General features: G+C 50.4%; 22 protein-coding genes. 13 read left to right on the top strand and 9 right to left on the bottom strand.

What is annotated here, in order from left to right:
* Positions 1 to 68: 68 nt before the first annotated feature.
* Genes ribD through ribH form a run of 4 tightly spaced genes read left to right on the top strand, consistent with a single transcriptional unit; the run spans position 69 to position 3,500 of the window.
* Positions 69 to 1,175 (top strand): bifunctional diaminohydroxyphosphoribosylaminopyrimidine deaminase/5-amino-6-(5-phosphoribosylamino)uracil reductase RibD, encoded by a 1,107-nt coding sequence (gene ribD, locus H9L42_RS15015; protein ID WP_187304229.1) that lies wholly within the window; start codon positions 69 to 71, stop codon positions 1,173 to 1,175.
* Positions 1,157 to 1,792 (top strand): riboflavin synthase, encoded by a 636-nt coding sequence (locus tag H9L42_RS15010; RefSeq protein WP_187304228.1) that lies wholly within the window; start codon positions 1,157 to 1,159, stop codon positions 1,790 to 1,792. The genes ribD and H9L42_RS15010 overlap by 19 nt, the downstream gene beginning before the upstream one ends.
* Before the next feature lie 25 nt (positions 1,793 to 1,817).
* Positions 1,818 to 3,020 carry a bifunctional 3,4-dihydroxy-2-butanone-4-phosphate synthase/GTP cyclohydrolase II gene (locus H9L42_RS15005; protein ID WP_187304227.1) on the top strand — a complete coding sequence of 401 codons (1,203 nt, stop codon included), beginning with the start codon at positions 1,818 to 1,820 and terminating at the stop codon, positions 3,018 to 3,020.
* A gap of 18 nt (positions 3,021 to 3,038) precedes the next feature.
* Positions 3,039 to 3,500, top strand: a complete 462-nt coding sequence (ribH, locus tag H9L42_RS15000; protein WP_187304226.1) for a 6,7-dimethyl-8-ribityllumazine synthase — start codon at positions 3,039 to 3,041, stop codon at positions 3,498 to 3,500.
* 3 nt (positions 3,501 to 3,503) lie between these two features.
* On the opposite strand, the gene H9L42_RS14995 is transcribed toward ribH, so the two are convergent.
* A complete protein-coding gene (locus H9L42_RS14995; RefSeq protein WP_187304225.1) occupies positions 3,504 to 4,535 on the bottom strand; it encodes a DUF2804 domain-containing protein in 1,032 nt (343 codons plus the stop codon).
* Positions 4,536 to 4,729: 194 nt separating this feature from the next.
* Between H9L42_RS14995 and H9L42_RS14990 the strand changes: the two genes are divergently transcribed.
* Both H9L42_RS14990 and H9L42_RS14985 read left to right on the top strand, forming a co-directional pair.
* The gene (locus H9L42_RS14990) at positions 4,730 to 5,575 is read left to right on the top strand and encodes a deoxyribonuclease IV (RefSeq protein ID WP_187304224.1); all 846 of its coding nucleotides are present in this window, start codon (positions 4,730 to 4,732) and stop codon (positions 5,573 to 5,575) included.
* A gap of 27 nt (positions 5,576 to 5,602) precedes the next feature.
* On the top strand, positions 5,603 to 6,337 hold the full coding sequence (locus tag H9L42_RS14985) for a glycerophosphodiester phosphodiesterase (protein WP_187304223.1): 735 nt from the start codon (positions 5,603 to 5,605) through the stop codon (positions 6,335 to 6,337).
* Here the strand turns inward: H9L42_RS14985 and cysK are convergent.
* The 5 genes from cysK to H9L42_RS14960 form a co-directional block, all read right to left on the bottom strand.
* A complete protein-coding gene (cysK, locus tag H9L42_RS14980) occupies positions 6,330 to 7,256 on the bottom strand; it encodes a cysteine synthase A (RefSeq protein ID WP_187304222.1) in 927 nt (308 codons plus the stop codon). The two genes, H9L42_RS14985 and cysK, sit on opposite strands and share 8 nt — an antisense overlap.
* The gene (locus tag H9L42_RS14975; protein WP_187304221.1) at positions 7,253 to 8,548 is read right to left on the bottom strand and encodes an O-acetylhomoserine aminocarboxypropyltransferase/cysteine synthase family protein; all 1,296 of its coding nucleotides are present in this window, start codon (positions 8,546 to 8,548) and stop codon (positions 7,253 to 7,255) included. Before H9L42_RS14975 ends, cysK begins: the two co-directional genes overlap by 4 nt.
* Before the next feature lie 107 nt (positions 8,549 to 8,655).
* Complete coding sequence (locus H9L42_RS14970; protein WP_187304220.1) at positions 8,656 to 9,090, bottom strand: RrF2 family transcriptional regulator; 435 nt, start codon at positions 9,088 to 9,090, stop codon at positions 8,656 to 8,658.
* Positions 9,087 to 10,292, bottom strand: coding sequence for a cation diffusion facilitator family transporter (locus H9L42_RS14965; RefSeq protein ID WP_187304219.1), 1,206 nt, complete (start codon positions 10,290 to 10,292; stop codon positions 9,087 to 9,089). The genes H9L42_RS14970 and H9L42_RS14965 overlap by 4 nt, the downstream gene beginning before the upstream one ends.
* A 19-nt stretch (positions 10,293 to 10,311) precedes the next feature.
* Positions 10,312 to 10,593, bottom strand: coding sequence for a TIGR03905 family TSCPD domain-containing protein (locus H9L42_RS14960; RefSeq protein WP_187304218.1), 282 nt, complete (start codon positions 10,591 to 10,593; stop codon positions 10,312 to 10,314).
* A 91-nt stretch (positions 10,594 to 10,684) separates the two neighbouring features.
* On the opposite strand from H9L42_RS14960, the gene H9L42_RS14955 reads away from it, so the two are divergent.
* Complete coding sequence (locus H9L42_RS14955) at positions 10,685 to 11,716, top strand: DUF3048 domain-containing protein (protein ID WP_187304217.1); 1,032 nt, start codon at positions 10,685 to 10,687, stop codon at positions 11,714 to 11,716.
* An 8-nt stretch (positions 11,717 to 11,724) separates the two neighbouring features.
* A complete protein-coding gene (locus H9L42_RS14950; protein ID WP_187304216.1) occupies positions 11,725 to 12,495 on the top strand; it encodes a YlmH family RNA-binding protein in 771 nt (256 codons plus the stop codon).
* Between the two features lie 6 nt (positions 12,496 to 12,501).
* Here H9L42_RS14950 and H9L42_RS14945 read toward each other — a convergent pair whose 3' ends face one another.
* Positions 12,502 to 13,944 (bottom strand): sigma-54 interaction domain-containing protein, encoded by a 1,443-nt coding sequence (locus H9L42_RS14945; protein WP_187304215.1) that lies wholly within the window; start codon positions 13,942 to 13,944, stop codon positions 12,502 to 12,504.
* A 200-nt stretch (positions 13,945 to 14,144) separates the two neighbouring features.
* On the opposite strand from H9L42_RS14945, the gene H9L42_RS14940 reads away from it, so the two are divergent.
* From H9L42_RS14940 to H9L42_RS14930, 3 genes are all read left to right on the top strand, one after another.
* Positions 14,145 to 14,924: an SDR family NAD(P)-dependent oxidoreductase gene (locus H9L42_RS14940; RefSeq protein WP_187304214.1), complete on the top strand. Its 780-nt coding sequence runs from the start codon at positions 14,145 to 14,147 to the stop codon at positions 14,922 to 14,924.
* A 12-nt stretch (positions 14,925 to 14,936) separates the two neighbouring features.
* Positions 14,937 to 15,734, top strand: a complete 798-nt coding sequence (locus tag H9L42_RS14935) for an SDR family NAD(P)-dependent oxidoreductase (protein WP_187304213.1) — start codon at positions 14,937 to 14,939, stop codon at positions 15,732 to 15,734.
* Between the two features lie 278 nt (positions 15,735 to 16,012).
* Positions 16,013 to 17,416: a transaminase gene (locus H9L42_RS14930; protein ID WP_187304212.1), complete on the top strand. Its 1,404-nt coding sequence runs from the start codon at positions 16,013 to 16,015 to the stop codon at positions 17,414 to 17,416.
* Positions 17,417 to 17,582: 166 nt separating this feature from the next.
* Here the strand turns inward: H9L42_RS14930 and H9L42_RS14925 are convergent, their stop codons facing one another.
* Positions 17,583 to 18,941, bottom strand: a complete 1,359-nt coding sequence (locus H9L42_RS14925; RefSeq protein WP_187304211.1) for a penicillin-binding transpeptidase domain-containing protein — start codon at positions 18,939 to 18,941, stop codon at positions 17,583 to 17,585.
* Complete coding sequence (locus tag H9L42_RS14920) at positions 18,938 to 20,650, bottom strand: FtsW/RodA/SpoVE family cell cycle protein (protein ID WP_187304210.1); 1,713 nt, start codon at positions 20,648 to 20,650, stop codon at positions 18,938 to 18,940. The genes H9L42_RS14925 and H9L42_RS14920 overlap by 4 nt, the downstream gene beginning before the upstream one ends.
* 533 nt (positions 20,651 to 21,183) lie before the next feature.
* Here H9L42_RS14920 and H9L42_RS14915 point away from each other — a divergent pair.
* Together H9L42_RS14915 and H9L42_RS14910 are read left to right on the top strand one after the other, a co-directional pair.
* Entirely contained in the window at positions 21,184 to 21,534 is a 351-nt protein-coding gene (locus H9L42_RS14915) for a DUF134 domain-containing protein (RefSeq protein ID WP_187304209.1), read from the top strand.
* Positions 21,512 to 21,898: a NifB/NifX family molybdenum-iron cluster-binding protein gene (locus H9L42_RS14910; RefSeq protein WP_187304208.1), complete on the top strand. Its 387-nt coding sequence runs from the start codon at positions 21,512 to 21,514 to the stop codon at positions 21,896 to 21,898. The genes H9L42_RS14915 and H9L42_RS14910 overlap by 23 nt, the downstream gene beginning before the upstream one ends.
* Positions 21,899 to 22,683: the final 785 nt, after the last annotated feature.

Here is a 22,683-nt window from a genome sequence, read left to right as displayed (position 1 = left end):
GAGCGGTATTTTAGCTGAAACTCCGAAGTTTGTGTCGGAGTTTTTCTTTTTGCGGGGAGGGAGAAGATATGACAGCAGAAGAATATATGAAGCGGACTCTTGAGCTGGCGGAGCGCGGAAGGGGCAGAACCTCGCCCAACCCGGTAGTCGGGGCGGTAATCGTCAGAGACGGCGCGGTCATCGGTGAAGGGTGGCATAAAAAATGCGGGGAAAACCACGCGGAGATCAACGCCTTTGAAGACGCTGCCCGGCGGGGAGAAGATGTTCGCGGCGCGGATATGTATGTGACGCTGGAGCCGTGCTCCCATTACGGCAGAACGCCCCCTTGTGCTAAGGCGATTATCGGGCACGGAATCAAGAGAGTGCATATCGGTATTCTGGACCCGAATCCCAAGGTGGCGGGAAGAGGCGTCCGGATGATGAAAGCCGCGGGAATTCACGTGGAAAGCGGGATTCTGGAAGAGGAATGCCGCAGAATCAACGAGATTTTTTTAAAATACATCACAACGAAAACGCCGTTTGTCGTAATGAAGACCGCCATGACGCTGGACGGAAAAATCGCCGCCTGTACAGGCGATTCCAAATGGGTGACCGGAGAGGAATCCCGCCGGGCGGTACAGGAAATGCGGAATCGGCTGACCGGAATTATGGTGGGAATCGGAACCGTCCTTGCCGACGATCCGCGGCTCACCTGCCGGCTGGAAGGCGGACGGGACCCGGTGAGGATTATCGCGGATACTCATCTGCGCATCCCGCTGGACGCCAAGGTGCTGAAGGATGACAACTGCATCATCGCGGCTGCCGAAGACTGCGATCCATGGAAACGTAAAGAATTGGGAAGCCGGGTCCTGATAACGGAAAAAGCGGGAGATGGCATTGACCTGGCGGATTTAATGAAAAAGCTGGGCGAGAGGGAAATCGACAGCATTCTCCTGGAAGGGGGAGGCGCCTTGAATGAAGCGGCTCTGCGGCAGGGAATCGTGGATCGGATCGTAAGCTTTATCGCCCCTAAGATCGTAGGCGGCAGAGAAGCCAAAACCCCGGTGGAAGGAAAGGGCTTTGAAAAAATGAGCCAGGCGATCCGGGTCGAACATCTTGAGATACAGAAAATCGGCGAGGATCTGATGATCCAGGGAAAGCCGGAAAGGAGAGAGGAATGTTCACAGGAATTATAGAAGAGATGGGAGTTCTCAAAGAACAGAACGGAGGTAACCTGGTGATTCAGGCGGATAAAGTCCTGGAAGATGTCCATCTGGGAGACAGCATCGCGGTGAACGGCGTCTGTCTTACGGTTACTGAATTTCAAAAAAACTGGTTCCGGGCTGATGTCATGGCGGAGACCCTGCGGAGAAGCAGCCTGGGAACATTGAAAAAAGGCAGCCGGGTGAATCTGGAACGGGCCATGGCAGCGAACGGACGCTTTGGAGGCCATATTGTCAGCGGCCACATCGACGGCACCGGAACGGTAGAAAACATGCAGAGAGAGGGCAACGCCATCTGGGTGACCATTTCCTGCGGCGCCGCCTTGTTCCGGTACATTGCGGAAAAGGGTTCCATCGCCATCGACGGAATCAGCCTGACTGTGGCGGAGGTAAGGGAAAACGGGTTCCGGGTTTCGATTATCCCTCATACAGGGGAAGAAACCACGCTGCTTGCCAGGCGGACAGGCGACATGGTCAATCTGGAAACGGACATCATCGCCAAATATGTGGAACGGCTGATGCTCCCGCAGGAGCCGGAGAAGAAAAGAAGCGGCATTGACCTGGAATTTTTAAGAGAAAACGGATTTTAGACAGAATACAGAGGAGGAATAACAAATGAGTGAATTCGCGACGATTGAGCAGGCCCTGGAAGACTTGAGAGATGGAAAAATTATCGTATGCACCGATGACCCGGATCGAGAAAACGAAGGAGACTTTATCTGCGCGGCGGAATTTGCCACGCCGAAAAATGTAAACTTTATGGCCTGCTACGGAAAAGGGCTGATCTGTATGCCGATGAGCAGCCAGATGACCCAGAAGCTGGGGCTTTCCCAGATGGTTGCCAACAATACAGACAACCACGCCACTGCCTTTACCGTATCCATCGACCATGTGGATACGACGACCGGAATTTCCGCTCACGAACGATCCTTTACAGCTATGAAATGTGTGGACGACGACGCGCAGCCCTGTGATTTTCGGCGCCCGGGCCACATGTTTCCCCTGGAGGCAAAGGCAAAAGGCGTCCTGGAACGGGACGGGCACACAGAAGCGACTGTGGATCTGATGCGCCTCGCGGGATTGAAGGAATGTGGATTGTGCTGTGAAATCATGCGGGAAGATGGAACCATGATGCGAAAAACCGAACTGATGGAACTGGCCAGGGAGCACGGACTGACCTTCATTACCATTAAAGACCTGATCGCTTACCGGAAACGCCACGACAAGATCATGGAACGGGTCGTGGAAGCCAATTTTCCGACTAAATACGGAAAATTCCGGATTTACGGCTACATCAATAAGCTCAACGGGGAGCACCATGTGGCCATGACAATGGGAGATGTGGCGGATGGAGAGCCGGTTCTGACAAGAGTTCATTCCGAATGTCTGACCGGAGACGCTCTGGGAAGCGCCAAATGCGACTGCGGCGATCAGTACGACGCGGCCATGCGGATGATTGCCAAAGAAGGTCGGGGCGTGCTGGTTTATCTGAGGCAGGAAGGCCGGGGCATCGGACTGATCAATAAGCTGAAAGCCTATGCTCTGCAGGATCAGGGCATGGACACAGTGGAAGCCAATCTGGCTCTGGGCTTCGCGCCGGATCTGCGGGACTACACGGTAGGCGCGCAGATCCTGGAAGACCTGGGAGCTACAAAGCTGCGGGTCATGACAAACAATCCGGACAAAATTCACGGGCTGGAAAGCTACGGAATCGACGTGGTGGAGCGGGTTCCGATTGAAACCAAAGTCAAGCCGGAGAGCAAATTTTATATGCACACCAAGAAAGAAAAAATGGGCCATGTGCTCCACTCATGTTAACAATTAAGGAGGAGAAAAATGAAAGTATTAGAAGGAAATTTAATCGCCAAAGGGATAAAAGTGGGAATTGTCGTAGGCCGGTTCAATGAATTTATCGGAAGCAAGCTGCTGTCGGGAGCGCTGGATACTCTGAGGCGCCATGGAGCGGATGAAGCGGACGTCAGCGTGGCGTGGGTTCCGGGAGCTTTTGAAATTCCCCTGACCGCGAAGAAAATGGCAAAGAGCGGAAAGTATGACGCGGTCATCTGTCTGGGAGCGGTGATCCGGGGAGCCACCGCCCACTTTGAATATGTCAGCGCGGAAGTGTCCAAAGGCATTGCCGCCGTCGGATTGGACAGTGAAATTCCGGTGATCTTCGGCGTGCTGACCGTAGACTCCATCGAGCAGGCCATCGAGCGGGCGGGAACAAAAGCCGGCAACAAGGGCAGTGAAGCGGCGGCTTCGGCCATTGAAATGGTCAACCTGCTGAAAGAAATTTAATCCCTACCATTTATTGAAAACTTTCTCGGCAACTCCGAGGAAGTTTTTGATATTGAGAACCGTTCCGTCGTCCAAAGTCACTCTTCCGGTAAAATGCCCGAAAACCTGGTGCCTTCTGGACTTTCGGAAGGCAAATCCGGTCTTGGAACCGCAATCCAGAATCGGATGAAAGATCATTTTAAAACGCTCATCGTCACTGGTGAAAAACCAGGGTTCCATATAATTGTCCCGGCCGTTTGAAGTGGGGATATTAAAGGTTACATGAGAAAGCTTGTGAGCCTTCCGGTTGTAAAAAAGCATATTTTCCGTGGCCTCGGCATCGTTTCCGTATCCATAGCCGATATTAAAGGCAAAGGGAATCTCATCAAGAACGCCGAAGGTTCCTGCCCAGTACCAGCTGCTGCAGCGGGGCCATACGCCCCGTCCCCAGTTGAGAATCGCGAAAGAAGTGGATGGCTCAAAGCGGTAAGTCTGATCCTGGAAAGTCACTTCTCCCTCTGCCGGCATTCCGCAGATTTTCTGGTTATAGTAAAAACCGAAGGGAGCTTCGTCAAAGGGAACAGCAAGAACCATGGAGTCCCCTTCCGGTTCTGTCAGAGACAATTCTCCTTCTACAGGCTGTCCGCTGCAAAAGCGTTCCATGCGAAAACGAAGATATCGGCGCTCCGGCTCCTTACGAAAACAGAGAAAATGATTCCTGCGAAAACTTTCTGTATCTCCGCCCTCCGTGGAGGAAGGCATCTTTGTGCTCCCCATAGGGAAAAAACGCACCGAACTTTTTGTGTGCGCCCGCGTCTTTTTAAAATCCATGAAAGCGACGCGATCAAAGCCCATGTAGGAATTATCTCCGACGGTCAGCTCCAGCGCGAAGTCCGGACTTAGAATCAGATAGGAATCCCACTCCTTAATCTGAAGCTTTCCCGCCCGGATCTTCGAGCGGTCGTAAGCAAGCACCGGACTTGTGGCGTATCCCGCCTCCCAGAGTGTCCCGTTGGGCCGCAGTAAATCGTGTCTTCTGAAAATTTCATGCTGCATGATCCAAATCCCCTTTTTGTCATTCTTAACCTAAGTATAAAACATTTTCCTCAAAAAAGAAAGGGAGCCTTTGCGTAGATAGTGAACTGGTGAAAACAGCGCTCGAAAATCTCCTGTCCTCCGGTGCCGAGGATGTTAAATCCACTCGATCTGTGGTATGATTAAAAAAGGAATGATACAAGAGGAGAAGGAATATGCTGAAAATAGGATGTCATTTATCGGCCGCGAAAGGCTATGCGCATATGGGAAAGGACGCGCTGAAAATCGGAGCGAATACCTTTGCCTTTTTTACAAGAAATCCCCGGGGAGGGAAGGCGAAGGCCATTGACGAGAAGGACGCGCGGGCGCTGCGGGAAATGCTGAGCGAACATAACTTCGGAACTCTGGTGGCCCATGCGCCTTATACGCTGAACCCCTGTTCCAAAGACGAGAAGGTGCGGAATTTCGCCTATATTGCCATGAGTGAAGATATGGAACGGATGGAATATACACCGGGAAACTACTATAATTTTCATCCGGGAAGCCATGTGGGGCAAGGGACGGAGGTTGGAATTGAAAGGATCGCGGATTTGCTCAACCGGATTTTGACCCCGGAGCAGAGTACCATTGTTCTGCTGGAGACCATGGCCGGCAAGGGAAGTGAAATCGGCGGACGCTTTGAAGAATTGGCGGCAATTATCGATCGGGTGGAACGGAAAGAAAAGCTAGGCGTGTGTATGGATACCTGCCACGTCAGCGACGCGGGCTACGATATTATCGGCGATCTGGACGGCGTTCTGGAGGAATTTGATCGGATCGTAGGGCTGGATAAGCTGCGTGCCATGCACATCAACGACAGTCAGAATCCGAAAGGCGCGAAAAAAGACCGTCACGCGAAGATCGGAGAAGGCTGCCTGGGACTTGATACCATTGTAAATGTCATCACCCATCCCAGGCTGAAAGATCTGCCTTTTATCCTGGAAACTCCCAACGAATTGGAAGGCTACGCGGCGGAGATTGCCCTGCTGCGAAAGGAAGCGGACAAAAGGGAAGGCAGATAGGAGCCTGAAAAGAAAGGACGTGGAAACATGAAGATTCCGCTCTACGCGGCCCATCGGGGATACAGCAGCCGGGCGCCGGAAAATACGATTCCGGCTTTTGAAGAAGCTGTGAAAGCCGGATTTGGCGCGGTGGAATGCGATATCTGGGAAGGAAAGGGGAAAAGGGGACCGGAATTTTTCGTTTTTCATGATGAAACGCTAAAGCGGATGTGCGGCGCGGATGTAAAAACCACAGAGCTTACAAAAGAGAATGTCAGCAGTTTTCCGGTCATCAGCGGAAACAACATCCAAAGCTATGGAGGCACCCTGAAAATCCCCTCCCTGGAGGAATATCTGGAAACGCTGGCGCCAAGCCGCGCGGTTCCGATCATTGAGATCAAGGGAAACTCAAGGTTAACAGAAAACGGGGCGGAAGTGCTGATGAAAACCATCTATGACAGGCTTTCCGACAGGCAGATTATTCTCCAGAGCTTTGGACGGGAAAATCTGCGGAAAGTACGACCGTATACAAAGCAGGGAACCGAACTGTTTCTTCTCGCGAAAAAACGTGAAATGTTAAAACGTCAGCGTCTGGAGGAATATAAAAAAGAAGGAATTCATGGCCTCAGCATCAAGTATACGCTGGCCGCGCTCCTTCCCGAAATAAAAGCCTGCGCTCTGAAAACCGCGGTATGGACGGTAAACTTCAGAGTGCAGGCCGCGCATCTTATAAAAACCGGAAAGGCAGATATTCTAATCTCCAACCGGAAACTCTTTATTTAAACAGATCCGTCGACAGATAGCGTTCGCCGGTATCCGGCAACAGAACGACGATCTGTTTTTCTTTATTTTCTTTCCGTTTTCCCAGCTGGGCGGCGGCGTGAAGCGCGGCTCCGGAAGAAATGCCGGCAAGGAACCCTTCCGTATGAGCCAGGGCGCGGGCGGCGGAAAAGGCGTCGCTCAGAGATACCGGCATCACTTCGTCATAGATTTTCTCGTCCAGCACATCCGGCACAAATCCCGCTCCGATTCCCTGAATCTTATGGGGACCGGGAGTTCCGCCGGAGAGAACCGGGGAATCCGAGGGTTCTACTGCCACAATCCGGATGTCCGGATTCTGCGCTTTCAGATAACGGCCGGTTCCGGTGATCGTTCCACCGGTGCCTACGCCCGCGACGAAAAGATCCACCCGGCCTTCGGTATCCTCCCAGATTTCAGGTCCGGTCGATTCTTCGTGGGCAGCCGGGTTATAAGCGTTGGTAAACTGGCTCGGAACAAAGGCGTTTTTGGTGCTTTCCGCCAGCTCCGCGGCTTTTTCGATGGCGCCCTTCATCCCCCTGCTTCCATCTGTCAGAACCAGTTCCGCGCCGTAAGCGGCCAGAAGCTTTCTGCGCTCCACGCTCATGGTCTCCGGCATAGTCAGGATAATCCGGTAACCTCTGGCCGCCGCCGCGCAGGCGAGTCCGATCCCGGTGTTTCCGCTGGTAGGCTCGATAATGACCGAGCCCTTTTTCAGATACCCTTCTTTTTCTGCCTGTAAAATCATATTTTTCGCGATGCGGTCTTTGACGCTTCCCGCCGGATTAAAGGCTTCCAGCTTTGCCAGCAGAGGCGTTTTCAGCCCGTATTCTTTACTGAACCGTGAGAGCTCCAGCAGCGGGGTATGCCCGACCAGCTCTAAAATGTTTTTGTAAATCCTCATAATCTTTCAACCTCCTTAAATGCCTGCGACAGATCCGCGATGAGATCGTCAATATGCTCTGTTCCGACAGACAGCCGTATGGTCGCTTCCGTGATTCCCTGCTGCCTCATCTCTTGTTCATTGAGCTGGGCGTGAGTCGTGCTGGCAGGATGAATGACCAGGGATTTTACATCCGCTACATTGGCAAGAAGCGAAAAGATCCGCAGGCTGTCGATAAACTTATGCGCTTCCTTCCGGCCTCCTTTGATTTCAAAGGTAAAGATGGAGGCGCCGCCCTTCGGGAAGTATCGCCGGTATAAATCGTGCTGTGGATGATCGGAAAGCGACGGATGGCTGACCGAGGAGACCAGTGGATGGCTTCGCAGGAAATCCACAATTCTCAGCGTGTTTTCCACATGGCGCTCCAGGCGCAGCGACAGCGTTTCCAACCCCTGCAGGAATAAAAACGCGTGAAGAGGCGCCAGCGACGCCCCGGTATCCCGCAGTAAAACCGCGCGGATTCGGGCGGTAAAAGCAGCCGCTCCGGCGGCCTTTGTAAAGCTTACCCCGTGGTAGCAGTCGGTTGGCTCCGTCAGCTGCGGAAATTTCCCTCCATCTTCCCAGTCAAAGTTGCCGCTGTCAATAATCACGCCACCCAGAGCCGTACCGTGGCCGCCGATAAATTTTGTGGCGGAATGGACGACAATATCAGCGCCATGCTCAAAGGGCCTCAGAAGAAAGGGCGTGGCAAAGGTATTATCTGCAATCAGAGGAATTTTATACTTATGGGCGACAGCCGCGGTTTTTTCAATATCTGTCAGCACTGCCCTCGGATTGCCGATGGTTTCAATAAACACCGCCTTTGTGTTATCGCGGATCGCGGCTTCCACGGCTCCGTTTTCGGCCGGATCGACAAAGGTAGTGGAAATGCCGAACTCCCGGAGTGTATGTTCCAGAAGATTGTATGTTCCGCCGTAGATGCTGCGGGAAGCGACAATATGATCTCCTGCCTTGGCGAGGTTCTGAAACACGCAGGTCAGAGCCGCCGCGCCGGAAGCGGTCGCTACCGCCGCGATCCCGCCTTCCAGGGCGGCAATGCGTTTTTCAAAAACCTCCTGGGTAGGATTGGTCAGGCGCCCGTAGATGTTACCCTCCTCTTCCAGAGCAAAACGCGCGGCGGCCTGGGCTGAATCCCGGAAGACGTAGGAGGTCGTCTGGTAAACGGGAACCGCTCTCGCGCCGGTAGCAGGATCCGGCTGTTCCTGGCCGGCATGTACCTGCAGCGTTTCAAATCGGTAAGTCTCTTTTTTCATAGAATATCCCCCTTTTGAACAAAACATATAATTCATATAGAAATAGTATGAATTAAGAATAATATAAAATTCCTGCTGTGTCAACAGGAATTTCCTTTTTTAAAAAATTAAATACAGAAGTCCGGTCCGAATTCCTTTTGTCTTTCACAGAGATCTGCCAACGTCACACTGTCTACATAGTCGTTGATCACTTGATAAAGTCCGGTCCAGAACGACAGGGTTCCGCAGGCATCTTTTCTGGGGCAGTCGTTGGCTTCCGTTTCCAGACAGGCTACCGGAGCCAGAGGGCCTTCGGTGATACGCAGAATATCCCCTGCTGTATAGTCCCGCGCCGGTCTTGCGAGCCGATAGCCGCCGGACGCGCCCCGGGTACTTTTCAGAAAACCGTTTTTCTGAAAAAGGGAGACGATCTGCTCCAGATATTTCAGAGAAATGTCCTGTCTCGCGGAAATCTCCCGCAGCGGTATATAACGTTCTCCGCCGTGGAGGGCGAGATCCATCATAAAGCGAAGGGCATAACGCCCGCGGGTAGAAATCTTCAATGGGCATCTTCCTCCTTTCTGTCCGGCATCTGAAGGTTGGTATAACCGCGATCAAAGGTGATGACAATAAAATAGGAAGGGTCTACTTCCTTTACCTTTTTTTCGATAATTTCATAAACATCCTCTTCCGAAAGACCACAGCCGGGGGCAAGCACCACGTCGAAGATCACGTTGGTATGAGTTTTTCCCGGAACAATACGCAGATCATGGATGCTTTCCACCCCGTCAAAAGGACGGATGGCAGAGGAAATCGTGCCGTAGAGCTGCTGAACCATTGGATTATCCAGTTCTACAGGATCCATGTGTACGGTGAATTCAATGTTCAGATCATTTTTTATCATTCGTTCGATGTTGTCAATCCGGTCATGGCTTTCAAGAAGATCTCCCTTCGCGTCTACTTCCACATGAATAGAAGCGAAAACTTTTCCGGGACCGTAATTATGAACGACCAGATCGTGAATTCCCAGAACTCCTTCCTGAGATAGAACCTCTTTCTCGATAGCTGACACGAGCTCATCATCAGGGGCTTCTCCCAACAGGGGACTGGAGGTTTCCCGAATCAGCTGAATTCCCGACCAGATGATGAATAGGGCTACCAGACATCCCATAATCCCGTCCAGTTGGATGTGAAACAGCTTGCCGACGAAAATACTCAGAAGAACAGCGGCCGTGGAAATCACGTCATTGCGGCTGTCAGTACCGGTTGCCATCAGGGCTACGGAATGAATCCGCTTTCCGATATGAATATTAAAGGAGGCCTGCCAGACCTTGATGAGAATTGCCACAGCAAGTATAATAACCGTTGTGTAGCTGAACGACAGAGGATCCGGGTGCAGTACTTTGTCAAAGGAAGATTTGAGCAGCTGCAGACCCAGCACGATGATCAGTACGGAAATAAAAAGTCCGGTGAGATACTCAATCCGGGCGTGTCCGTACGGATGATCCTTATCTTCCGGAGCGGCGGCCAGCTTGAACCCGATCAGTGTAATGATAGAAGAGGACGCGTCCGCCAGATTGTTGATTCCGTCAGCGACAATAGCAATGCTGCTGGAAATCAGTCCGATTACAATTTTCATGGTGCAGAGAATCAGATTGGATAGAATTCCAACGATTCCCGCGAATTTTCCATATCGCTCGCGGACTGCCGGATCGTCCGTGTTCTGATAATCTTTCACACACAGTTTAATAAGAAATGTGTTCATGGTGTAGACCTCCGGCAATCTACTGCTGAGATTCCGATCCGGCTCCTTCGCTGGATTTTTCCACCGCTTTTTTCAGCGCGGTAGCGAGCTGATCCGTGCAGGAGGTAGATTTCATGCCGCAGCTGATTCCGGAAAGTTTTTTTGTCACTTCATCCACGGGCATTCCTTCTACCAGCGCGGAGATGGCTTTCAGGTTTCCGTTGCAGCCTCCGAGAAAGCTTACGTTTTTGACAACGCCGTCCTCAATTTCAAAGTCCACCTTGGTGGAGCAGACGCCCTGCGGAATATAAGTATACTTCATAGCTAAAAGATCCTTTCCTAAAAAAGATTTATTGGTATAATATATAATAGTATAACAAAAAAAGATAAGAACGGAAAGGGAAAAAGATAACATGCGTTCAGGCAGAAAAGTAAGAAGAAAAAAGAAAAACAGGAGCATGAAGATTCTCCTGGTGGTGCTGGCGGTACTGGTAGTCGGGGGCGGAGCCGCGTCCTTCGCTCTCCTGGGAGGAGGCTACAGCGACTGGCCGGAGATCAAAGATCCGAAGACGAATCCGCTTACCGGCGAAATTGTGACGGAACTTCCGTCCAGGCCTTTTATTCTGTCCACAGACAATGATTCCGGTCTGGCAAGGCCTCAGTCCGGAATCTCAAAGGCTGATATTGTCTATGAGTTTCCGGTAGAAGGCGGTTCCAGCCGTCTGGAACCTATTTATTACAGTCAGGTTCCCGATAAAATCGGACCGGCCAGGAGCGCCAGGCCGTATTTCATCGATATGGCAAGAGAATACAAGGCGGTATTTGTCCATCATGGATGGAGCCCGCAGGCAAAAGCCTATCTGGAGAAAAATATCATTCCGTATATCAGCGCCTTTTCCTATGGAAACATGTTCTACCGATCTTCGGATCGGGCGGCGCCCCACAATTCCTATACCACAGGAAAGGATGTCTGGAATCTGATCCGGGAGAAGGGATGGGATGAAGAGCAGGAGGTGCGGGAATTCCAGTTCTTCCGTGACGGACAGAGCCAGGAAGGAAAAACCGCGGTAAACATCGATATCAACTATCCGGTGAATGAAAATAATTATAAATACGATGAGGAAACCGGGCTGTACGGACGTTCCGTAGGCGGAGAAGTCTATACGGATAAGGAAACCGGCGAGCAGATTACGACGAGAAACATCCTGGTTCAGAAGGTGAAGTCCAAGGTGCTGGATGAAAAAGGGCGTCTCAAAATTAATATGACCGCCGGGGGCGACGCGATGCTCTTTACAAACGGTACTGTGGCGGAAGGAAAGTGGTCGCGGGAGGATCTGGATTCCCCTACCATCTTTACAGATAAGGAAGGAAAGGAATTCAAACTGAATGTAGGAACGACCTGGATTCAGGTTGTGGATGACAATACGGAGATATCTTATAAATAGGAAACACAATGAGACACGAAGAAAAAGAAGATTCGATTCTGCTGGCCGCGGCGGAAGATAAATTCCGCCAGTGCAGCCAGCAGTATATGCTGACCAATACGGGATTTCTCGATCTGCGGCAGCGATCCCTTGTGGAAGCGCGCTGCAGACAGCTTGAGCGGAGCGCGCCGGAAGTGCGGTGCGTTTTTTTCGGCGGGTATGAAGACGCGGAGCGGACGATGGCGCTGTTCCTGCCGGATTACGCTTCGGAAGAGGACGCTCCCCTGCGGGTGGTGCGGGCGGAAACTCTTTCGGGCAGCGCCAGGCTTTCCCATCGGGATTATCTGGGGTCTCTCACCGGATTGGGAATTAAACGGGAAATGATCGGGGACATCCTGATTCATGAAACCGGCGCAGATATTCTGGTGCTGGAAGAGATGGCAGAGTTTCTGCTCCTTCACTACAGCCAGGCGGGGAGGGTGGCGCTGAAGCTGAAAGAAGTGCCTCTTTCCGAGCTGAGGATACCGGAAGTCCGCAGTGTGACCCACAAGGATACCGTTGCTTCCCTGCGGCTGGATAATGTGATTTCATCGGCTTTCAGTCTTTCCAGGGCAAAGGCCGCGGAGGCCATCCGATCCGGCCTTGTCTTTGTCAACAGCGCCCAGACGGAAAAGACGGACGCCCCGGTAAAGGAGGGGGACAAGCTGGTTCTGCGGGGAAAGGGAAAGGCTTTTCTCCGGGAAATAGGTGCCAGGACCAGAAAAGACCGGATTTTTATTTCAATCGAACGGTTTTTATAACGGATTTCATAATAAATCCAGCGCGCGAAGCCGCCGGTAGAGAGTGGATTCACTGATTCCCAGAATCTCCGCGGCTTTTCGTTTGCCCTCCAGAGAGTGTCCGGTGCGGGAAAGGCACTCGGCGATAATTTCCCGTTCCGCGCAGGCAAGCTGATCTTTCAGGAGTCCGCCTCTTGTGGAGGCCGCGGCGGATGTGCGGGAAAGGATTTTGTCCGGAAGGCTGGAAAGGCCGATGGACGACGAGTTTTCCATATTGATCGCGTATTCAATGACATTCTCCACTTCCCGAACATTGCCGGGCCAGTGGTAGGAGAGCAGCGCGGAGAGGGCTTCCGGCTCAATTGCGGATACCGGCTTATCCAGCTTCTGGCTGAATTTCCGGATCGCGTGGGTAAGAAGGAGTTCAATATCTTCCGGACGCTGGCGAAGGGGAGGAAGGTAGATGGGAATGACATTCAGACGGAAATATAAGTCTTCACGGAACTGCTTCTTTTCAATCATCTCTTCCAGATTTTTGTTCGTGGCGGCAATGATACGTACATCCACGTTAATTGGAGTTTCGCCGCCTACTGGATCCACCTGATGGTTCTGCAGGCAGGTCAGCAGCTTGACCTGAAGATGCAGGGGCATATCTCCGATTTCATCCAGAAAGAGGGTTCCGTGATCCGCCAACTGAAATTTCCCCAGCTTTCCGCCTTTCTGCGCGCCGGTAAAGGCTCCCTTTTCATAGCCGAATAATTCGCTTTCCAGCAGCATTTCCGGTATGGCGGCGCAGTTAACCGATACAAATGGTTTGTCTGAGCGGGGGCTTTCCTCGTGGATGCAGCGGGCCAGAAGATCTTTTCCCGTCCCGCTTTCTCCTGTAATCAGAATCGTAGAATCACTTTGGGAAACCTGCAGAGCCCTCTGCTTTACCTTTTCCATGACATCGCTTACACTGATGATATTTTGGAAAGAAGCGCTTTCGTCAGAGGAAGAGAGCAGGGAAGACAGCGTATTCTGCAAATGGATATTGCTCTGGGAAATGACAAGCTTTCCGGCAATCAGTTCCGCCATGATACGGAGAAAGGTCGTCAGTTCGGAAGTTTTTTCAATCATCAGCTGGCGCTGCTGCGGGGTAAAGGCAATCAGCCCGATAAGGCCGATTGCTTTCTGTTCGATTTGGATCGGACAGCAGATTTCCGCCATTTCTTTTTCCTTCGCCGCGTAAAAGGTTTCCGAACCTGGTTCAAAGGTAATGTATTCCCTGCCATTTCGCAGACAGCTTGCGTAAACAAAGGGGGAATCGAGGTCCCCGTTTTCTTCGTAAGATCCGATTTTTTCCGCGTAGCGACCCGTCCCGCCGATGATTTTCAGGCTTTCATCTACAATTTCGGTTTCCAGATCCAGAGCGGCGGTGATCGCCTGCGCCGCCTGCTGGACGGTATCACGGATTAAGGAAAGTGTCATAGTCAAATCCTCCTCTTTCTACTTGTCAAATCTGACAGGAAAAGTTTTCATATATGACAATTTTAACGCAGAGTGGCCCAAAAAACCACGATATTTTCAGTGAATTCACATTTTTTTGCTTTGGCACGTATTTTGCATTTTACTTAGGGTGAGTGGAAACAGAGTGAAATTCTAAGCAAGATAAAAAAGGAGAATGAAAAATGGAATTTTTTTCACTGAAAAGTAAAAACGCCGTTGTAACCGGAGCCGGATCCGGTCTCGGATACGCCACCGCGAAACGTTTTAAAGAAGCGGGCGCGAATGTGACTATGGCGGATATCAATGAAAAAACAGCGGAGCTTGCCAGGGAACTGGGCTGCCATTTTGTAAAGACGGATGTCAGCTGCGAGGCGGATATGGAAAACCTGATGAAATCCGCGGCAGAGCAGTATGGTAAGCTGGATATTGTAGTCAATAATGCGGGCATTATCTGTCCGGAGGAACTCTTGGAAAACGCCGATTCCAAAACCTATGAATCGTTATTCCATGTCAATGTTATGGGCGTGGTTTTCGGAATTAAATACGGACAGAAATATATGAACGACGGCGGGGTGATTCTCAACACCGCTTCCAATTCGGCCAACGGGGACTATGCGGGCTATGGGCCGTACATTATGAGTAAGATCTCTGTGGTGGGCATTACCAAGGTCGCGGCCATTGAGCTGGCGCCCCGGAAAATTCGGGTAAACTGCATCTGCCCGAATACCATCGATACGCCGATGGCTTACGCGGACGGTTGTGAGACGGAGCTGCAGGTAATGGGGATTCAGACTCCGCTGGCAAGAATGTGCAAAGCTGAAGAAGCGGCGGCGCTGTATCATTTCCTGGCGGCGGATGACTGCCAGTACATTACCGGTGAAGATATTTATATTGACGGCGGCCTGAAAGCAGGCCCGGCAAACCAGATGATCGACGCGATTCTGGCGAGCCTGGAAAAGTAAGGAGGAAAAAGAATGAAATCTTTTGTAAATTTTAAGGATCAGGTGTGCCTGATTACCGGAGCGGGCAGTGAGACCGGGATCGGGTTTAACGCGGCGAAAATTTTTGGAAGCCTGGGAGGAAAAATCGCCCTGGTAGCCACTACAGACCGGATTTTCAAGCGGGCGCGGGAACTGGAGGATATGGGAATTGAGGCGAAAGGTTATATTGCCAATCTTATGGACCGAGAGCAGACCGCCCGGATGATGAAAGAGGTCATTGCCGATTTTGGCGGACTGCATGTGCTGGTCAACAACGCCGGTATGACCCAGGTGGGGGAAGAAGAAGACTTTACAGACTTTTTAAATGTCACCTACGAAAGCTGGGATACTTCCATCAGCCGCAATCTGACCTTATGCTTCAATGTGACCAAGCAGGCGCTTCCGTACATGGTGGAAAATAAGTATGGCAGAATTGTTAACGTATCTTCGGTTACCGGTCCGGTTGTGAGCAATCCCGGAGAAGCCGCCTACAGCGCGGCGAAAGCCGGTATTCTGGGAATGAGCCGTTCTCTGGCCATCGAAGTAGGCGTGCATAATATTACTGTCAACAGCGTACTCCCGGGGTGGATTGCCACCGCTTCCCAAACGGAAAGTGAGGCGGCAGGCGGTCTGAATACGCCTATGCGGCGGGGCGGAGACGCCTCGGAAGTTGCCAACGCGATTGTTTTTCTGGCTTCCAGAGAAGCCTCTTACATTACCGGAGAAGCTCTGGTGGTGGATGGCGGCAACACCATTCAGGAATATAAAGGACCGTCGGAGCTGTATTATTAAAGCTCGATTTATGGATCCTTTCGCAAAGCACTTGTCAAATCTGACAAGCAAACTTATCAAACTTGACAATTTTTAAAAATTTTTATAAACTCCGGGAATTCCAGGAGAAGCCGCTATTTGTGAGAAGAATCAAACTGCCTTGAAATTCCAATGGATTTATAGGAAAGAGTTCTTTGAATGAACAATTTAAAGTGAATTGGCATAATATTTGCTAATTATTATGAGTGAAACATTAAGCAACGTTTCATATACTGTTTACGATAAAAAGGAGAATAAAAATGATTACAGACAAATTAAGTCCTTACAGACTGGTTACTAAAGAAGAATTGGATAAGCTGAGAGCGAGAGAGAACGAAACATTCATGAAGCGGACACCGAAGAGCAAAGCGCTCTTTGATAAAGCGCACGAAAATCTTCTGGATGGAGTTCCGATGCCATGGATGGCAGACTGGGGAACCGAGCATCCGATCTTCCTGGAAAAGGCAAAGGACGCAAGATGCTATGATGTGGACGGCAATGAATATATCGACTTTTGTCTCGGTGACACCGGTGCTATGTTCGGACATTCTCCGGACGCGACCGCCAAGACGATTGCGGAACGCGCTTATATGGGAATCACGACTATGATGCCGACAGAAGACTCTCTGGAAATCGGAAAAGATCTGAGCAAACGGTTCGGACTTCCGTACTGGCAGGTTGCGATGACCGCTACCGAAGCAAACCGTTATGTCATCCGAAACGCGAGAACTCTGACGGGCAGACCGAAAATTTTAGTTATGCAGGAATGCTATCATGGTTCTCTGGACGAAACACTCCCGCATATCGGAGAAGACGGTAAGCTTTGTCTGCGGTCAAAATATGACTCCAATCCGGGCCTTCCCAAGGATCAGCTGACAAGAGTGGTAGAATTTAACGATGTTGAGGCACTGGAACGGGAACTGGCCTATGAGGATTGCGCGGCAGTTCTGCTGGAACCGGTAATGACAAACTGCGGTATGGTGCTTCCTGCCGAAGGATATCTGGAAGCAGTAAGGGAACTGTGTACGAAGTACGGTTCCTACATGATTATTGACGAAACCCATACCCTGTCAAACGGTTACGGAGGCTACACAAGAGCCCATGGCCTGAAACCGGACTTTGTAACCCTTGGTAAATCCATTGCCGGCGGAGTTCCGATTGCGGTGTATGGATTCACGAAGGAAGTCGCGGATAAAATTGACACTATGTACGGAAACGGCGGAGTGTCCGATCCGATGGGAATAGGCGGAACCCTGGCGGCAAATCAGTTCGCGATCGCGTGTATGCGCACTCAGTTAGAAAAAGTAGCGACCGAGGAGGCCTTTGAAAAGATGTTCCGCGGACTTAACCGGCTGGCGGACGGCCTGGAAGCGGTACTGAAAAAATACAATGTTCCATGGAGTCTGACCAGATCCGGGGCCAGATGTGAGATGCAGTTCATGCCGACAAGCCCGGTTAACGGAACCGACGCCAAGAACAACTTTGACTGGGAACTGATGTATTATACCCATATTTATCTGCACAACAGAGGCATTATCATCACTCCATTCCACAATATGATGCTGGTATCGCCTGTAACATCCGATGAGGATATCGACAAGCTGATTCAAGGGTGGGACGACTGCATTAAAGAACTGAGCGAAGTGGGAACGTATAACCGCTAATATTCGCGTATGGACATTCTACAGACAGCGTTTGTAAGAGTGCTTCCCCAAAATAAAAGAACCATCACTTTTGAACTGTAATCCAAAAGTGATGGTTCTTTTTTGCTTATCTCCAATCCGTGTTTGAACAAAATGCGATTGGCGATTTTTTTCGCCCAGATTTTCATTAATATTTCTCTACAATTTCCTGGAGCACTTCATTGGCGACGCTTCCGGCAACATCGCTGCCGTACCCACCCTTTTCCACAAGCACGATAAAGGCGTAAGGGTGATCGTCATCATCAAGAAATCCCGCGAACCAGGCGTTGGGGCGTTCGCTTTTCTGCACTTCCGCGGTTCCGGATTTGGCGCAGATATTCAGACCCGGAAAATTGTCAGTTCCGTAATTATCCTCCACATTGTTGCGCATCAGGTTTTTCAGGATTTCCGCCGTATCTTCTTCGATCATCCGTTTGGTCCACCATTTCCACGGGATGCTGGCAGGGAATCCTGTGCTGAAGTCAACGCTGTGCAGGATTTTCGGCTGTACGGCCCGGCCTCCATTCGCGATAGCGCCCATATAAGTCATCATGGTACAGGGGTTTACCAGGTCGTTATGCTGTCCGATTCCGGCCCACGCCAGATCCGCGCCGGTCTGTGGGAAATCAAAGGAACCCCGGGCGGTAGAAATACCGTTTACATCCCGGCTGAGCGTCAGCCCGGTTTTTTCTACATATTCTTTCATAAGATCGGAACCGAGCTGTCTTGCCAGTTCTCCAAAATAGCAGTTGCAGGAATCGGCGAGAGCCTGTTCCAGATTAACCGTTCCATGAGCGTCCTGGCAGGTTACGCGGCCATCGTCATAGTTCTGCGAGCCGGTGCAGGTGTACTCCCAGGAAGCGTAATCGCTCTTGTTTTCGATGGACGCGGCGGCCGTTACCAGCTTGAAAATCGATCCCGGGGTAAACGTGGAAGAAAAGAACCGGTTCATGTAAATCCCGGATTCATCATCCGGATTTTCCGGCGGATCTTCCGGATCGTAATTCGGCGAGCTGACAAGGCATATGATTTCACCGGTCTTGTAATTGTAGACTCCTACCGTGCCGCGCCGGTCGCCGAGGGCTTCATTCGCGGTAACACAGATATCGGAGTCAATGGAAAGGTTTACATTGCGCCCCTCTCCTAACAGGGAATAAGTTCCGGTCAGATGGTTGTAACCGGCCAGTTTGTTCGCGAATACCTTATTTGCCCCGGTGTTGATGTTTCCGCTTCGGTCCCCGGTCAGGTGCACATTTGCCTTCCGTGTCGCGTAGTCGTCGCTGAATGTCATTTTCCCGCTGGTGTTGCTCATCAGGAGCGTGCCGTTCCGATCGTAGAGGGTTCCCCTTTTCAAACGACCTTTATCATTGTAAATCTGTTTATTTGCTGTATACACTGCCCAGTCGCTGCCGTCCGCGATATAACGGTAGGTGAAAATCCCCAGGCCGATTACGAGGACTCCGGCCAGCATCAGGCACATGATTGCCCGTTTCTCAATTTTTCTCACGATGTCATTCCCCCTTTTTCTTTCCCCTCAAGGCGTACCGCAAAGCTGGCGTTTTGTCTTGTATCCGCTGCCTTTAAGAACGCAAGCAGCCCCCAGGATACAATCATACTGGTTCCGCCGCTGGAGACGAAGGGGAACGTTACCCCGGTAAACGGGAGAAGATCCAACGCTCCGCAGACATTCAACATTGTTTGAAAAATGAATAATGAAGTTGCGGCGCAGGCCGCGATGCTATAATAAGCGGACCGTCCAGCCATAATAGAGCGAACCGCGAACACACCAAGTGTTACAATACAGAGGACTGCCAGGATGGCGATGATAAGCCCCCACTCTTCCGATAAAAGAGCGAAAACCAGATCCGTATCGGAGGCGGCTGTCGTATGAAACCAGCCTTCTCCCGCGCCACAGCCGGGAAGGCCGCCACTAGAAACGGCAGTCATGGCCCGTACCTGCTGAAAACCTTTTCCGAGAGGATCTTCCCAGACATGCCCCCATGCAGCGAACCTGGCTCGTACATGAGGCTTTAACGTGAGCACCAGCATCCCCGCCAATGCGACGCCGCCTACGATTAAAATCAGTTTGGAAAAATCACCGCTTCGCAGAAAGGCGATGACCAGGAAGGTCACGAAGAAAATCGCTGCAGTCCCAAAGTCGCTCATAAGCGCAAAACAGCCCATACAGAAGGCAGAAAAAATCATAAAGACTGTTAGGTTTCCTTTTTCGTATAATTCATCTAGTGTAGCTGCACCGGCGATGATAAATGCCACTTTTACCAGTTCGCCTGGCTGGATTGATAATGAGCCGAATTCAATCCAGTTTTTTGCGCCGCCATGGGTTGTACCAAACAAAAGCGTTGCAAGAAGAAGTAGCGCACCCACTCCCAGAATCAGCATCCGGATTTCTTTGGAGCGGTTCAGATCCCGGAGAAACCAGCATAGAAGAAAAAACAAAACAACGCCCATAATTACGCAGATAAGCTGTTTCATAACATTGCCTGTATGTACAGCCGTAACCGCAAGGCTCAGGGTGGAAAGGAAAAAGGCGATGGTTTCCATCTCAAAGGCGACCCGCTTGAACGAACGCAGGAGAAGGAAGTACACCCACATCACCGCGCACAATCCCAGAAACGCAGTTGGAATGGAAGCCGGACAGTCCTCGCCGTAAGCGACTTTGAACTGAATGATGGTCAGCAGCTGGAAAATCGTCAAAGCAATGAGGGATGTCCACGGGGATACCGGTTTGCTTTTGCGTTTTCTTTTTTGAATGTTTTCCTGCTTTTCCTGAATGCTGACCGGAATCAGCGTGAAATTCGCGCCTCCCAGGGTAAGGATATCCCCCGGCTTCAGGAGCATCGACTTTTTGACTTTTACTCCGTTGATATAGGATCCGTTTTTGGATTGAAGATCCTTGTAGCGCCAGTTCCCGTTTTCATCCCGTACCAGTGTTCCGTGGTTTCGGGAAACACTGTTCAGGTTTACTACAATGTCGGCGCTGGAAGCGCGTCCGATTACATTTTCCCAATGCTTCAGCGGGGTGGAGGAACCGTCGGGCCCTCCGATATATGCCCATATTTCAGAAGGGTTTTTGGCCTGAAGCAGGGACTTAATGGATTTTACCAGTATAAAGATAGCAAGAAGCACGAAGACCCACCGGATAACCGTGGTATAGTACGGCCCCAGCACGTCTAAGATGTTCTGAAAAGTATCCATGTATTTGCTGTCCTCCTTTTGCAGCATGATCTCTCATTCAGGAACAGTTGCGAATGCGAAATTTCGCAGTCAGAGCGCGTATTCCTGAAAACAGGGATCATTATAACACAGATGCGGGGGATTCCGCAAAAGGTGGGATTATTTATAATAAACTTTTAAGAATCCCACACAGAAAGTCTCGGCTGCATATATCTTCCTTTCCACAGCGCTCCCGGCTGGTCTGAATGCCTGTTTTGTATCCTGAAAGACAAAAAACAGGGAAAAGGATACAAAAGTTGTGGGTTGAAAGATCTGTTTTTTTGAAAATCGCGTGAATCCGAAAAAAATCGTGAAATTCGGGCCTGCGAATGGGAAAGTTTTGTATCCACCAGAGAGTTTAGCTCCGAAGAGGATACAAAGCGAAGACCGGCTAGTCCCTGATATTCCTGTAATTTCAGGTTTGTGCAAAAAAGTTGAGCGAGTTTCGCGGGAGTAATTGACATAAGTCAGAAACGGGGTTATAATTGACATAAGTCAGAAAACAAGGAGAAGTTATGCCAAGACCAAAGAAGTGCAGGAGAATCTGCGGTCTCCCTAAGCGGTGCCGATTCGGGCCGCTGGACGGAGACGCGCAAGCAGAGGTTGTTGAAATGACAGTCGATGAATATGAGACTATTCGTCTGATTGATCGGCTGGGCTATAACCAGGAAGAATGTTCACAGCAGATGGGTGTGGCAAGAACCACTGTCCAGGCAGTATATAACGCTGCGCGGAAAAAACTTGCGGAGGCTTTGGTGGATGGAAAACCCCTTGTCATACAGGGCGGCAATTATGAAGTCTGTCCCAGAGGCAGAGGTTGCTGTCAAAAAGGAGGTTGTCAAAATGAAAATTGCAGTCACTTATGAAAACGGAGAGGTATTCCAGCACTTTGGACATACGTCGCAGTTTAAAATTTATGAAGCGGAAGACGGAAAAATTCTCTCCGGAGAGGTTGTTCCCACTGGAGGGAAAGGACATGGAAGCCTGGCGGGGTTTTTAAAGGAAAAAGGCGTAGATACACTGATCTGCGGAGGAATCGGCGGGGGAGCCCGGACCGCTCTCGCGGAACAGGGGATTACTCTTTATCCCGGCGCGGCAGGAAATGCGGATGAGCAGGTACAGGCATTTCTTTCCGGAAGCCTGAGCTATGATCCGGATACACAATGCTCTCACCATGGAGAAGGGCATACCTGCGCCAGCCATGATGGCGGGCATAAATGCCATAACTGATTGATATAAGAATGCGGAGCTACGGAGCGTGAAACTGGAGATACGGTGTCGAATTGCCGGAATTTGCAGATTCATGCTCCGCGGCTGTATGATTAAGGTCGGAAGCAGGGCATTTTTTTGAATCCGATTTTTACATATAGAAAGAGCAAAAGGTGAAGGAAAAAATTTTTTTCAAAAAATATCAGAAAATTCTTGCAAACCATCTTCCACCGTGCTATAATAAACACAACAAAAGCAAAGAGAGAAGAAATTCCTCCAAGCTTTAAAAATAAAAAGGTTAAAGTCATAAAGATTTTGGTAACTGAAAGAAAGAGGGTGAGTCCACCAGAAATGCAAACCGAACAGACAAATAGATAATACCGATTGCAGAAATTGAGAGCATGCCTTTGGGTTACTGGCCGGGTGGTCAAAGGTAACCGGAGGAAAGGACTAAAGCAGAAACTTTAGGAACCGAAGTCAGAGGAAACAGAGTGACGAGTCACTAGAGCATTGAATGCGGAAAGGGACAGAATTCCGAGGAACGGAGGTGTAAAGACGGAAGCTTTAGAAGGGAAAAGATGTGAGTGATGAGAAGGCAGTCGGTATTATCTCGTTTTTGAAAGAATAGGAGTGAATGCGGAGGTTTCAAAAGGAAGCCTTTTTGATTTTTTGACCTATCAAAATAAAGGTGACTTGTAAAAATAACGTCCAGTTTGTAAGAGTAAAATCCATGTTGTAAGAGTTAAGTCTACAGGATGGATTTTACTTTTACAAAAATAGAGAATTATGGATGGATTTGTGCCGGT

It is taken from the genome of Zhenpiania hominis, assembly GCF_014333425.1.
Classification (GTDB): domain Bacteria; phylum Bacillota; class Clostridia; order Peptostreptococcales; family Anaerovoracaceae; genus Hominibacterium; species Hominibacterium hominis.
Note: the sequence above shows the minus strand (reverse complement) of the source record. Positions and strands in the feature narration are given on the sequence as shown.

Bases quoted from the DNA above. Each gene is read 5' to 3' on its own strand.
- ribD (WP_187304229.1), top strand. From the start codon at position 69: ATGACAGCAGAAGAATATATGAAGCGGACTCTTGAGCTGGCGGAGCGC.
- H9L42_RS15010 (WP_187304228.1), top strand. From the start codon at position 1,157: ATGTTCACAGGAATTATAGAAGAGATGGGAGTTCTCAAAGAACAGAAC.
- H9L42_RS15005 (WP_187304227.1), top strand. From the start codon at position 1,818: ATGAGTGAATTCGCGACGATTGAGCAGGCCCTGGAAGACTTGAGAGAT.
- ribH (WP_187304226.1), top strand. From the start codon at position 3,039: ATGAAAGTATTAGAAGGAAATTTAATCGCCAAAGGGATAAAAGTGGGA.
- H9L42_RS14995 (WP_187304225.1), bottom strand. From the start codon at position 4,535: ATGCAGCATGAAATTTTCAGAAGACACGATTTACTGCGGCCCAACGGG.
- H9L42_RS14990 (WP_187304224.1), top strand. From the start codon at position 4,730: ATGCTGAAAATAGGATGTCATTTATCGGCCGCGAAAGGCTATGCGCAT.
- H9L42_RS14985 (WP_187304223.1), top strand. From the start codon at position 5,603: ATGAAGATTCCGCTCTACGCGGCCCATCGGGGATACAGCAGCCGGGCG.
- cysK (WP_187304222.1), bottom strand. From the start codon at position 7,256: ATGAGGATTTACAAAAACATTTTAGAGCTGGTCGGGCATACCCCGCTG.
- H9L42_RS14975 (WP_187304221.1), bottom strand. From the start codon at position 8,548: ATGAAAAAAGAGACTTACCGATTTGAAACGCTGCAGGTACATGCCGGC.
- H9L42_RS14965 (WP_187304219.1), bottom strand. From the start codon at position 10,292: ATGAACACATTTCTTATTAAACTGTGTGTGAAAGATTATCAGAACACG.
- H9L42_RS14960 (WP_187304218.1), bottom strand. From the start codon at position 10,593: ATGAAGTATACTTATATTCCGCAGGGCGTCTGCTCCACCAAGGTGGAC.
- H9L42_RS14955 (WP_187304217.1), top strand. From the start codon at position 10,685: ATGCGTTCAGGCAGAAAAGTAAGAAGAAAAAAGAAAAACAGGAGCATG.
- H9L42_RS14950 (WP_187304216.1), top strand. From the start codon at position 11,725: ATGAGACACGAAGAAAAAGAAGATTCGATTCTGCTGGCCGCGGCGGAA.
- H9L42_RS14945 (WP_187304215.1), bottom strand. From the start codon at position 13,944: ATGACACTTTCCTTAATCCGTGATACCGTCCAGCAGGCGGCGCAGGCG.
- H9L42_RS14940 (WP_187304214.1), top strand. From the start codon at position 14,145: ATGGAATTTTTTTCACTGAAAAGTAAAAACGCCGTTGTAACCGGAGCC.
- H9L42_RS14935 (WP_187304213.1), top strand. From the start codon at position 14,937: ATGAAATCTTTTGTAAATTTTAAGGATCAGGTGTGCCTGATTACCGGA.
- H9L42_RS14930 (WP_187304212.1), top strand. From the start codon at position 16,013: ATGATTACAGACAAATTAAGTCCTTACAGACTGGTTACTAAAGAAGAA.
- H9L42_RS14920 (WP_187304210.1), bottom strand. From the start codon at position 20,650: ATGGATACTTTTCAGAACATCTTAGACGTGCTGGGGCCGTACTATACC.
- H9L42_RS14915 (WP_187304209.1), top strand. From the start codon at position 21,184: ATGCCAAGACCAAAGAAGTGCAGGAGAATCTGCGGTCTCCCTAAGCGG.
- H9L42_RS14910 (WP_187304208.1), top strand. From the start codon at position 21,512: ATGAAAATTGCAGTCACTTATGAAAACGGAGAGGTATTCCAGCACTTT.